The 12294-nt window shown below is 38.4% G+C and carries 14 protein-coding genes; 2 read left to right on the top strand and 12 right to left on the bottom strand.

The annotated features are described in order from the left end of the window. Positions 1-324: 324 nt before the first annotated feature. From ABES03_RS22705 to ABES03_RS22690, 4 genes are all read right to left on the bottom strand, one after another. Positions 325-552, bottom strand: a complete 228-nt coding sequence (locus ABES03_RS22705) for a hypothetical protein (protein ID WP_430120968.1) — start codon at positions 550-552, stop codon at positions 325-327. Positions 553-738: 186 nt separating this feature from the next. Continuing rightward, a complete protein-coding gene (locus ABES03_RS22700; RefSeq protein ID WP_430120967.1) occupies positions 739-1227 on the bottom strand; it encodes an N-acetyltransferase family protein in 489 nt (162 codons plus the stop codon). Beyond that, the gene (locus tag ABES03_RS22695; protein ID WP_430120966.1) at positions 1208-1900 is read right to left on the bottom strand and encodes an HAD family hydrolase; all 693 of its coding nucleotides are present in this window, start codon (positions 1898-1900) and stop codon (positions 1208-1210) included. The genes ABES03_RS22700 and ABES03_RS22695 overlap by 20 nt, the downstream gene beginning before the upstream one ends. Before the next feature lie 46 nt (positions 1901-1946). Beyond that, positions 1947-2576 (bottom strand): LysE family translocator, encoded by a 630-nt coding sequence (locus tag ABES03_RS22690; RefSeq protein ID WP_430120965.1) that lies wholly within the window; start codon positions 2574-2576, stop codon positions 1947-1949. Positions 2577-2720: 144 nt separating this feature from the next. On the opposite strand from ABES03_RS22690, the gene ABES03_RS22685 reads away from it, so the two are divergent. Then, a complete protein-coding gene (locus ABES03_RS22685) occupies positions 2721-3599 on the top strand; it encodes a LysR family transcriptional regulator (protein ID WP_430120964.1) in 879 nt (292 codons plus the stop codon). 18 nt (positions 3600-3617) lie between these two features. Here ABES03_RS22685 and ABES03_RS22680 read toward each other — a convergent pair whose 3' ends face one another. The 3 genes from ABES03_RS22680 to ABES03_RS22670 form a co-directional block, all read right to left on the bottom strand. Then, positions 3618-4136 carry a GNAT family N-acetyltransferase gene (locus ABES03_RS22680; RefSeq protein WP_430120962.1) on the bottom strand — a complete coding sequence of 173 codons (519 nt, stop codon included), beginning with the start codon at positions 4134-4136 and terminating at the stop codon, positions 3618-3620. Positions 4137-4416: 280 nt separating this feature from the next. After that, entirely contained in the window at positions 4417-4815 is a 399-nt protein-coding gene (locus ABES03_RS22675) for a hypothetical protein (RefSeq protein WP_430120960.1), read from the bottom strand. 27 nt (positions 4816-4842) lie between these two features. Further along, positions 4843-5409, bottom strand: coding sequence for a hypothetical protein (locus ABES03_RS22670; RefSeq protein WP_430120958.1), 567 nt, complete (start codon positions 5407-5409; stop codon positions 4843-4845). A gap of 143 nt (positions 5410-5552) precedes the next feature. On the opposite strand from ABES03_RS22670, the gene ABES03_RS22665 reads away from it, so the two are divergent. Beyond that, entirely contained in the window at positions 5553-6041 is a 489-nt protein-coding gene (locus ABES03_RS22665; protein ID WP_430120956.1) for a nucleoside deaminase, read from the top strand. A gap of 409 nt (positions 6042-6450) precedes the next feature. On the opposite strand, the gene ABES03_RS22660 is transcribed toward ABES03_RS22665, so the two are convergent. The 5 genes from ABES03_RS22660 to ABES03_RS22640 all read right to left on the bottom strand — a co-directional run bounded on the left by ABES03_RS22660 (position 6451) and on the right by ABES03_RS22640 (position 11856). Then, on the bottom strand, positions 6451-8094 hold the full coding sequence (locus tag ABES03_RS22660; protein WP_430120954.1) for a M4 family metallopeptidase: 1644 nt from the start codon (positions 8092-8094) through the stop codon (positions 6451-6453). A gap of 246 nt (positions 8095-8340) precedes the next feature. Further along, positions 8341-8592: a hypothetical protein gene (locus tag ABES03_RS22655; protein ID WP_430120952.1), complete on the bottom strand. Its 252-nt coding sequence runs from the start codon at positions 8590-8592 to the stop codon at positions 8341-8343. Between the two features lie 233 nt (positions 8593-8825). Continuing rightward, positions 8826-10175: a DUF4179 domain-containing protein gene (locus ABES03_RS22650; RefSeq protein WP_430120950.1), complete on the bottom strand. Its 1350-nt coding sequence runs from the start codon at positions 10173-10175 to the stop codon at positions 8826-8828. Further along, a complete protein-coding gene (locus ABES03_RS22645; RefSeq protein WP_430120948.1) occupies positions 10153-10689 on the bottom strand; it encodes a sigma-70 family RNA polymerase sigma factor in 537 nt (178 codons plus the stop codon). The genes ABES03_RS22650 and ABES03_RS22645 overlap by 23 nt, the downstream gene beginning before the upstream one ends. 159 nt (positions 10690-10848) lie before the next feature. Next, the gene (locus ABES03_RS22640; RefSeq protein ID WP_430120946.1) at positions 10849-11856 is read right to left on the bottom strand and encodes a DUF3231 family protein; all 1008 of its coding nucleotides are present in this window, start codon (positions 11854-11856) and stop codon (positions 10849-10851) included. Positions 11857-12294 lie beyond the last annotated feature (438 nt).

Here is a 12294-nt window from a genome sequence, read left to right as displayed (position 1 = left end):
GTTGCCTTGTCTTCTGACAGTGTTTCTATTTTTTTCGCTTACTCTGTCAGAAGTTGCCTTGCCTTCTGACAGTGTCTCGCTTTTTTCCACCAACTCTGTCAGAAGTTGACCTGCCTTCTGACAGTGTCTCGCTTTTTTCCATCAACTCTGTCAGAAGTTACCTTACCTTCTGACAGTGTCTCGCTTTTTTCCATCAACTCTGTCAGAAGTTCCTCTTGAATTAAAAAGTACAGAGAGCAACAAAGTTTACGAAAAGAGCTTTTCTAAAACAATAAAAGCGCCTCGTTCACAATATTTTCATCGTGGCCGAGGCGCTTTTTGTTATTAAAATTGTTGTTCTTCACTTTTTTCAACGTTTACTTTGTTTTCGTACCAGTTCGTTACTTGTGTGAGGATCGCAAAGACAAAAAAGAAATTCATTGCCCAAACGTTTATAAAAGGGGCTAAGCCGCCAAACTCAATGGTTTCATACCCTTTTAACTTCATCACGATCATCGACTCGATAAAAATTAAAACAAAACCAACTACTCCCGCTACAGCCGCTCTAATCACATTTGTTTCCTCCTTAAAATTACTTTTCCTCTATTTGAAATACAAACTACTATGTATTTTTGACAATTCCGTGAACATCCTTACTCCCATTATATTGCATTTTCCTAACAATCAAAAGCCTAAGTAAAATAAAAAAGGTGTCAGGCACCATGTGAAAATTCCACATGGTGCCTGACACCGAAAAATTTAAAAATTTACTACCATGTCCCATGATGTTCCGTCTATACCTATCTGTTTAAAGCCAAACTTATGATAGAGGTGAAGAGCCGGATTGTTGGGGTCTACACTTAATGAAACCGCGCTAAATCCTAATTCCTTGGTTACTTTTAGCATCTCTCCGAGAAGCGCTTTGCCGATTCCCTTTCCCCTATACGCTGGAAGAAGGGCCATTCCTAATAAAGGAGTTTTTTCATCCACATAGCCATAGGTCTTATTCTTGTCATCAAATAAGCGGACCCACACTGCACCAATTGGAGTATGGTCGGCATCCATCGCAATCAAGGCGGTATCTCCTTCACGTCCCCACCCTTCCATGGATTGAGCAATATGTGGTTCCTTTAGAATGTCTCTCGAAGGTCGAGGTTCACCTTCGGGAATAAAAATTGCTTGGTATAACATTTCCCAAAGGAATTCTTCGTCCTCTTTTACACCAAGTCTAATTTGATATTCGTTCACGTATATCCCCCTGTTCTACTTCTTTCTGTTTAATCAGATTCAATACTTGCTTTAAGCGTATGTCGCCCATTGAGGATAATCTTAAGCAATAACCTGTGAACTCTAAATGAGCTGTAACAGAATTAGGGACAACTACACAGTTTAATCCAGCAGCTCTAGCAGCTTTTAGTCCATTTAAAGAATCTTCAAATGCAAAAGCATCCGTCACAGCAACCCCTAATGCTTCAACCGCTTTATTATATAATTCAGGATCCGGTTTAACCCTTGACACATCATCCCGCGTTCTAATCACATCAAAATATGGAAAAATAGTAAGCTTTTTTAAATAACTCTCAACCCACTCCCGGCTCGAGCTTGATGCTAAGCCAATTTTCAATCCTAAATCCTTGGCCTCAATTAAATAATCCTCTACTCCGTCCCTTAAAGCAGGCTCACCCATTTTTACAGCAAAGAGCTTATGGGCCGCATCTTTTATGAAGACGGATTCAACTGGTGATGGAAGGTTTTTCTCAATATAAGAATATAAGTCCGCATCATCGGTTCCTATCACTCTTGCAAACTGTTCAACTGATAATTCTAACCCATAGGTGTTTAAAACCTCTTTAAAAGACTCATACCAAACTGTCTCCGTATCAACAATCAATCCATCAAAATCAAATATTACTGCTTTCATTTACAATCACCTCTCTAGTTTTAAACGTAAAAAATTAAAAAAAGTTTCAAGGTGTAGCAAATGCAAGGTTTATACCAAGTCCTAATAAAACAAGCCCAGTGATTCCTTCCATTACCAGTAAGACTCTTGGGCGTGTCATCCATTCTTTCAATCTATTCATTACATGGATATAAACTATAAACCAGAGAAGCGTTAGCGCTGAATACGTGCAACCTAATAGTAGTGCATGTTGAAAAAAATGCCCCGTCTCCTGGACGAACTGTGGTAAAAAGGTAAGAAAAAACATTGCTACCTTAGGATTTAATACATTGGTTAATATACCTTGGCCAAAAAGTGGCAGCAATCCCCGTTTTTGACCATCCCCATCGACCAGTACTATACTCTTAGCCTTACTACTTCTTTTAATCAGAGTAGTAATGCCTAAATAAATAAGATAGAAGGAACAAATCAATTTTATGAAAAAATAAAGCTTAGTAGACTGCATAATAATAATCGATAATCCCAGTCCTGTTGCTAATGTATGAACAAGGACTCCACTGGCAATTCCTACTGCAGTGAAGAATCCACCTTTTGAACTGTACGTTAACGTATTCCTTGTGACTAGTGCCGTATCAATACCAGGGGATAAAATGAGCAAAAGCGATGTTGCTATGAATGCTAAGTAAAGACTGTTCAAGTTCGAAACCTCCTATGCCATTTTTAAATTTTGGATAATTTTAACTATCTAAAGACAGTATAAATAATCCAAACTATTTAGTTAAATGAAAAAATTAGATATAATCTATAAGGAAAACGAATAAATCAAAAAGGAGATAGTCCCTTGGATTTTGAGCATTGGGAAACCTTTATCACTCTTGCAGATTGCAAAAGCTTCACTCGAACGGCTGAATTAATGAATGTTTCACAAACTACAGTGACAAATCGCATCAAACAATTGGAAAATCAAATAGGAAAAATACTATTTGTCCGAGATACAAGAAGTGTTCAATTATCGGAAGCAGGGTCTGTATTATATCCCTTTGCCCGTAAAGGGATTGAAACATTAAAACAAGGAGAGTTTCTTGCAAAAAGTTTTGTGGATTTTGATGAGAAAATTGAAGTCGGTGGATTAATATCTCTTTGGCATTATTACCTTTATCCCTTTATCCAGGAATTTAGAGAAACGTATCCCAACTACTTGCTCCGGCTGCATACCGGCCCTACCAAGAGAGTATTTCAGCTTTTGTTTGATGGGATTGTTGATGTTTGCGTTGTTCCTTCCAGGACACAGCATCCCGATATGGAATCGTTGACATTATTTGAGGAATCCTTTGTTCTGGTTGGCAGCCCAGCTATGGCTGATGTGAAAGAAATGACTGCAAATGAGCTACAGCAGCAATCTTTTATCCACATCCCATGGGAAACGCCTTTTATTGAATGGTTCCATAATGAAATTGGTACCACACTGCTTCCAACTATTGAGGTAGATGATACGACTTTATTTACACGAATCCTGTTGGAACATAACATGATTGGGTTTCTCCCTGAATCTGTCGCTAAACCTTATATTGAAAAAAACGAGCTGATTATCATTCCTTTTAAGTCGTCTTATCCGATTCCAAAACGAATCATCAATTGCATCCATCACAAGAAAAATAGCCATTCTCGTGCAGTTCAGGCCTTCAAAAACATATTACTAAAAAAAGAGGTTGACTCATAAGCAGTCAACCTCTTTAAATCAGATTATTTTCTCATAGCAATAATAAGTTTCATGACCTAATGGTTTTGTAGATATAAAGATTTCTCCTTTTTTTATGTATCCTCTAGTCTCATAGAATTTAAGCGCGCTTGGATTTCCAGAAAAGGCGTCGAGGCGGATTCCCGCATAGCCTTTTTCCTTAGCAAATGCCTCAACAAACTCCAGCATTTTCCCACCGTATCCGGTTCGTTGTGCCGAAGGCTGTACACAGAATGAGTGAAGAATTAAGACCTTGCCTTCGGGTTCGCTCCACTTCACCTCTTGCCATTCTGGAAGTTGCCATTCATTGAGGACCATGGCCCCCATCACTTTACCATCTACACGATAGACATACATTTCTTTCTCATTAACGACCCATTCCAAATATTCTTTGTTAGGATACTGGTCATCCCATTGAAAAATCCCCTTCATAAGAAGCACCTTTTTACAGGCTTCAAATAAATCAATGATAGAACCTAGGTCCTCTTTTGTACCTGGTGTTATACTTTCTTGGATCATGAAGACACCCCTTTTTATTCAGTCAATCACTTTACGCTCATTTTAACATAATATTCCTTTTATTCTTCTAGCAAAAAAAGTGCAAAGAGGTTGGAATTCTACAAAAATGGGAAGGAATTCTACAAAATTTTAATTAATTCTACAAAATCGAGGGGGAATTCTACAAAACTTCAACTTATTCTACAAATTCACGGGGGAATTCTACAAAAGTTGGAAATTACCTTCCAATTCACTAAAAATCCATTAAAAAACTCGCCAAAGGCGAGCCGTAAATGATGTTTTAATTTCTTGTTCTAAGATTTTCTGTGGCCGGGATAGTATCCGCCATGCCCATGGTGATAACCATGCCCTGGAATGTAAGTGCCGTGCCCATGATGATAGCCATGTCCTGGATAGTAACCACCATGCCCATGGTGATAACCATGCCCTGGATAGTAGCCACCGTGCCCATGGTGATAACCTTGGCCAGGATAATAAGTGCCATGGCCATGATGATAGCCTTGTCCTGGATTATAACCGCCTTGGCCAGGATGGTAGCCTTGTTGTGGATATTGTCTCTCCATTTTTGAACGCCTCCTTGCTTGTCATTGGAATATTGTATGTCTCCAATAACAAAGAGGCGTAGATGCCTGCCCTTTTTATCCTTATTAATTTTGCCTATATTTTCGTATAAACCCAATTTTAAGCTCCTATGTACCCTGTTTTTTTACAATCTGACCTTGTCCCTTACCTTTAGCAGTAGCTTTGTAATCCAAAAAGCAATAAACACGATCACAAGGTCTATGAGGAATAGATAAAATTGGTTCATTCCCTTTCTAAAGTCCACTAAACCTAGATATTTCTCAATAGATGCAAAGCCAAAAGCAAACACCGCACTAAATAAAATTGTATACAGAAAGAAGTTTTTCTTATGATTTGTACAATATTGATATACTAGCAAGAAGCCAACTGGTAATACTGACGCTGTCACATTTGTCGCATTTGGTAAGACTGGAAGTAAAAAATATTTATGAACAAAGAACCCGCTATTTCCAAGTGCAATATCCGTATACGCCCATAGGATGTGTACGGTATATCCAAAGAAAAACAGCTCAAATATCCTCTTCCTATCAACTGAAAATACCAGCAGAATTAAGGGAAACAGAAATAAAACAAAAACCAGCCAGAACTGCCAGTTTCCAAAATCGGAATATTGATTCCAGTAAGAAGAATATGCTGAGTGTAACTCCACTTTTTTTTCAAATATTCGCTCCCATTGCTGCTTGTAATCCACGTGATGTACCTCCAAACCTTGGCGATATGTTTCACTTAGGTTCCACAATCATCCACTTTATATACATTTTTCTAATTAGCTCTACTTTTTTCTCAATATTTGGTATTTTAGTACTATAGAAAAAAATAAGGCAGGGGAGCAAATTGATTACAAATTTCCATGAATATGACCATCATTTTTTTATGCAGGAAGCCCTAAAGGAAGCAGAAGAAGCAGGGAAACGTGGAGATCGGCCCATTGGAGCCGTTATTGTTCACAATGGCATTATCATTTCGAGAGGTTCTAACAGAATTAATACCAAGGATAGTGAACTAGAGCATGCAGAAATTAATGCCATGAACGCATGTGCTTCCTACTTAAGAAAACACTCACGTGAATGTATTTTATATACAACCGTGGAACCTTGTATTATGTGTTTATCTACTCTCGTACTTGCGAATATCCGAAACGTTGTTTTTGCAGTAGAGGATAAATATTTGGATATGGCTCAATTTATAGATTCAAGCACATACATTAAGAAACGATTACAACATTATCATGGCGGAGTGTTAGCAGAAGAATCATCCCAAATCTTGAAGACCCACTCCCCCTTTATGGCAGAAGTTGTTTTGAATGGTAGAATCCCTTCCTAGCATCTTCACAACATCCACACAACTTCACTATAAGTTCTACATAAGTTTTCTTTATGATAAGAGTAACTTAATTAAGAAATGGTTCGAAGAGCTCATTTCTTAAAACTTCCCATAATTTGATTGGTGCCAGACACCAATCTATTTTTTTTGTAAAAAAACCTCACTGAAGATTTAATCAGCAGGCCTTACGTCTTTCGATAGAAATCTCCACAACTTCCACATAACTTCCCCCTAAGTTCTTCACATGTTTTCTTTATGATAAAAGTAACTTAATTAGGAAATAAGTTCGAGGAACTCATTTCTTAAAACTTCCCATTTTGGATTGGTGCCTGACACCAATCTATTTTTTTGAAAAAAAAATCAGTCATCACACAATCTGTGATGACTGATTTTCCAGAATTTATTTTTTTTAGTAGACTCCTACCTGTGACCAAGCAGAGGCAACGGCATTATATTGAGAACTGCCTGTACCATACAAATCTGCCGCTGCAGCAAGAAGTGATGCACGGGCATCGCTAAAGTCACTCTGTGGAGCAAGGTATACAGTAAGAGCACGGTAGTAAATTTTCTCCGCAACAGACGTACCTAAGCTTGAAATCGTTAAGTAAGCCGCCTTGTTTGGAATACCACTGTTTGTATGAACGCCACCGTTATCGGATGTAGTGTTCACATAACCGCTCATATTTTCTGGCTGTCCATATAGGCCAGGATTCGAAAGACTGCGAAGGGCATCCCCTGCTTTATTTGGTGTGTATACATCCTCACCGACTAAATAATCACCTTTATCAAGGAATACTCCAAATGTATCGGAAATGGACTCATTCAATGCACCAGACTGGTATTGATATTCTAGACCTGCTGTTCTTTCAGTCACAGCGTGTGTTAATTCATGTGCTACGACATCAAGGGCACCTGATAACGGAATAAAGGTTGTCCCATCACCATCACCATAAACCATCTGTGAACCATTCCAGAAGGCATTATTGTAATTTCTGCTGTAATGAGTAGTTGAACGAATAGTAGCTCCATTGTTATCAAAACTATTACGATTAAAGGTATTCTTGTAGTAATCATATACCTTGCCCGCATAGTAGTTAGCATCTACATCGGCACCCTGTGAAACAGCATTGAATTGGTTATCAGGATCAACCGAATAGTTACCTGGAAGGACTGTTCGGCTTGAGGCCGTTCTTGTTTCAATTACACCTGACATCGGTTTTGTTACGTCATAAAGATAATAAGTGCTGTTTGAATAATAGGTATTAAACGTTTTATAGTCTCCTAACACACCATAACCAGATCCTGTTGTTGCACCATCTGCTACAGCATTATAGGAATCTATTACATTACCATTAACTGCATCCACATAGACAACCCAGTTTGCAGGGTAAGGTTGAATGAATTGAAGATTCGTTTTGTAGGCTAAATAAAAGTCATTTGCCTTTTTGTAAACTACTAATTCAGCCTTTTCAACTGTATCTTCAAATTTCTTACCCGTTGGTCCTACTTCTGCATTTGTTAACGTTTCCTCTTTCGTTACATTAATGGATTTCCAAGCCTTCTCGAGAGCCGCTCCCTTTGAAAGCTGTGTTTTTAACGCCCCTTTGAAATAGTTTGCTGCTTCCGGAAACACATCCCCATTCACGGCAGTAACGATTCCATTTTTATCGGTATGCACCTTGAATTTCGCCCCGTCAACAGGAATTCCTTGAACAGACTGAACAAAATTGTAATGTTTGCTACCTAGCTCGTCCGTCTGAACATCGAGTAATGTCAAATCCTTATCGGTATCTAATTTATATAGACTTTTATTTTCTTTTAAAAATTGCTTTACTGCTGCCTTATCAGTATATGCTTTAGTTGATAGCTTTCCATGAACGAAGGATGGAACAGATTGTCCCTTTTTCCAGTTTACCTTTGCATCCTTACCAAACTGACTTGCATCTTTTGTAACTGTAACATTGTACGGAACCGCCTGCGCGGCAGCAGTAATTGGTACAACAGACCCCATCGTTAATCCCAATGCCAAAACAAGTGACGTGCGTTTCTTCATAATCCCAGCCTCCTAATAATTTTATTTGTGTAGAATTTTCAAAATTATCATAACATGAGGAATACGAATGCATAATTGGGAAAAAAGCGGCGGATTCAGTGTCAGGCACCAATAGTTAACTACATCTTCACAGTAAAAATCCCAACACCTGTTTCATTTATGGCGTTGGGAAAAATTAAGTTTATATTTTTCAAATCTATTATTCACTTCGTTAAAAATAGGCGGAAAGGCCCTGAAAAAAGGGAGTTATTGTGCAACAACTTCTAGGATAAATTGGATAATCTGGTAGATTAGAAGCCCGATTATTATAAGCACCGAGATGGATACAAAGATTCTTTTAGGGTTCCTGTACCACTTTGGTAATTGCGTGATTTGTTTAGGAGATTGGAAACCTTGGACGATATCGCCATGCTTGATTGCATCATTAAAAGGGGCCCTCTCATCTAGTAAAACCTGCTGAGTCTCTTTTTTTGATAGATTATTGGAAGAGTTGTTCATTGGCCAGCACTCCTTCACATGTTGGTGGGGCACACGATCATTATAACATTATATTACTAATTATTCCCATTCTGTTTATAATCTGCGCAACTAGTTTCCATAACCAACAAAAATTTGCATTAGCGAGCTCTAGTCCCCCATATCTCAATTAACAAAGGGCTGTCAATATGACAGCCCTCGATCTAAACATCATCCACCCATAACAAAGTATGTTTGAAACATGTTTTCTGCGCTTATCTCAAATCAATTTTTATTGGATTTAATTCAAATGGCATATTTGCACTCAGTGAATTCATACTCACTCTGACCACAAATTCATCCGCGTGGAAATCTTTCACCCCACTGAGATCAAACGTGCTTCTAAATCTCAGTTTCCCCTTATCTAACACCTTTATGGAATGCTTTAATGGCTTTTCATAAACGTCCTTTTGTGTTTCTTTCACCAGTGTGACATCATTGCGGGCAAAGTCTTGGAAGAACATAAAATCCCTGTTTCCTTTTTCACCATTATTCACTTGAAAATCAACCGTTACCGACTTATCCTTTACGCTAATATTTTCCACCGCTACAGATAGGTTTTGTCGAGGAGACATTAGTAAATTGGAAGTTTGACTATTTAGAGAAACAAATTGGTCTGGTGCAAAAAGTGCTACTAGTGGATGTATTTCTAAGAAAGCTGTTTTTCCACTTAACGCCTGTGGAATAATCGTTCTTCCCTTAAATAGAATTTGATTTCGAACCTTCTTTGTCTCCAAATCAATGCCATCGGATAAAAGGTGGACAGGCTCGCCTTTATCATCAAAGACTTCTAACCTTATTTGGTCATGCTGTCCTCCCTTTGGATACGTCGCTGTATAATTAATAACAGTAGACGCCTTCCCAGAAATAATGGAATCAAAGTGAACAGCAACATCTCCTCTCGCACTTTCGCTATCTGTTATGATTGTTTTATAATCTAATTGCTTAATTGGAACATTAAATTTCCACGAACCACTTTGATCTCCAAGGCGTTTGAATTCAAGAGGAAAAGTTGTATGAACAGGCAACTCAGTTCTTGGATAATTTAGCTGGATTTGTCCAGAAAAGCCCCCTTCAGTAGGCTTCATATAGACCACTTCTTTGCTATCTGCTATCCCTACATCACCGTCAAAAATTTCATAAACCCCCATCAGTTGACCATCCGCTATGGTTTTTACATTCCCCTTCACATTAAAAGTAACACCAATAACTGCCCCATCATAATAGGCACTTGTTATGGAAACATCAATCCCATTATTACTTGCCGTTTCATTTAATTTTGTTATTAATTCTTGAGAGGCTAAACTCCTGCCAACAGCATCGTTAAATTGAACATAAAGCTGGCCGACTACGGGTACATCCGCCATCACTTTTGATAAGGAGGGGGACATAAAGCTTGAGGAAAGGAGAATGACAGCAGCAGCAGCCGTACTGGCAATAACTCTCGCTTTTCTAGGATTTTTCACTTTACCAGCCTTCCGTACTCCTGTCTTAATAGCCTGTAAGACATCCTCCCTTGGTACATCAATTTTCTCATATTCCTCATGAAATAGTCTCTTCTCCATTATATTCCACTCCCCCTAACAGTTTTTTCAATTGGCTTTTTCCACGAAAGAGATATGTTTTAACGGTGTTTTCAGGAATATCCATGATAGTTGCCACTTCACTTATCGGCAAATCCTGATAGTAAAAAAGAATCACAGCATTTCGATAATGCTCATTTAATCTACTGATGGCCTCAACCAAATCAATTCTCTCGACATGCTTCACTCTTTTGGCAGGTGAATGATCTATCCATTTTTCGATAGGTATTTCCTTCTTCTTCTTGTTTAAAACATCATAAGCACAATGGATAAGAATTCTAGTTAACCAGGTTAAAAAGAATTTTTCGTCTCGTATTTGTTTTACTGATAAAAGACCTTTACATGCTGTTTCTTGAACTACATCTAATGCATCTTCACGATTACCAACATACAGATAGGCCGTGCGGTATAATTGATCACTATGTAAGATGAGGAGTTCCTCAAAGGCGTTCTTATCGCCCTTAATTGCCTTCCTTACTAATATTATTTCTTTCATGCACTGACCTCCTTTCACACTCATTAGAGAAGAGTGCCAACCAAAAAGTTTCAACAAATTTTACTACAAAAATCATTTCATACTTTGTGTAGGATAGAAACAATAATTTTATCCATAAAAAAGAACCGTCTTCTTGACGGTCGGTTATCTTTTCTTGCCTTACTTCCCCTTTATTATTTTACCTCTGTCATCTGCCTGTGGTGGTTCCTCCATCCAGCCATGTTTTATCAAAATATTTGCCCCGTCTTCTGCGTATAGAGCTATTTCAGGAATTAAGGATGCATATTTCATTCCTACATCTCGTCTTGGACTTGCGGCCATTGCCATCCCGTAATTTCCTACCCCAGCAGCAATCATTCCGGCGACATTAAACATGATCAGCTTATCTGAAAAGGCTGGAGTAGTCGAATCGGTTAAGGCGGAATCCCAGCCCATTGGAATCGGCAAATCTTCTTTTCTTAAAAAATCACTAAAAATGTCGACATGCTTTTGGGCAACTTCCATTCCTCTCATTAAATATTGCTTCACTTCTTTTTTTTGTGCAATCTGTGCATAACCTGTTATTAGTGTTTTCCCAATAGCATTCGTTTGGACATTTAGAAATAAATGAGTAATTTCCACAGAGGTTAAGGGTCTCTTATGCCCCAAAAATCCTGCTAAAAAATGCTGCCTTTTTACAAAGTCCACTTTATCTGGAACCGATATGTATGGGGGCCTAATATAGGTGCCTTGTTTAAGCATTAAGTCCCTTGTAAGGTCCTGAAGCTTGACTCCAATCTTTAGAACCCTTTTATGCAGCTCGACCATATCCGGACGTGTAGCAACACCCAGTGCTGCACTGCTTGCTGCCATAGCCAGTATGGACATATGTCTTAAAAACATTAACACAAATGTATCTGAAAAGAGCCTTGGCGCTTTCACATCCACATCTTGCTCTGTAAAGCCAATGGGAATAGGAAAGGACTCCTTATTAAAGATGTCCTCCATGATGGAAATACTCCCTTTTGCTTCCCTTAAAACAAATTCAATAATTGGACGTACTTCCTCATCTTCGACTTTCTCTAAAAAATATTTATTGATGCAGATTGTAATCGTATCGTTCAAATATTGCGCCCATAGTCCAGACATTTCCGCTGCCGTCAAACGAATCCTATTTTTATCTTCCATGTTAATACCCTCAGTTTCTTTTGGATAGAATGATTTTCCATTAGTATCCACACTAGATGGATACTTTATGAAGAATAAATTCACAAAAAATGAATGTAAAAAACAGCTATCTATGACAGCTGTTCACCTTTTATAACTATATCCAGTTTCTACGCTGTGGACCGCACGTAAAGGAGCTCCTAACCTTCATAAAGTCGTACATAAGTGCTGCTTTTCTTCCCTTATCCGTCTGTCTATTTCTTTTGTCATAAAGACACTCCATAAATTCACGATCACACTGACAGCGGTCTCTTCCACTACTCAGGCAGCGATCATGGCGCTTGCAACACGCATCTACATCATTAATCGGTTCGCCTGGTCCACTACATCCGGGTCCACACCATCTATATTCCCGAAACAGACAAAATGAAAATGGACCACCACTTCTTCTTTTTTGCA

Source organism: Neobacillus rhizosphaerae (assembly GCF_050477885.1).
Classification (GTDB): Bacteria; Bacillota; Bacilli; order Bacillales; family Cytobacillaceae; genus Neobacillus; species Neobacillus rhizosphaerae_A.
This window is presented reverse-complemented; position numbering and strand designations above follow the sequence as displayed.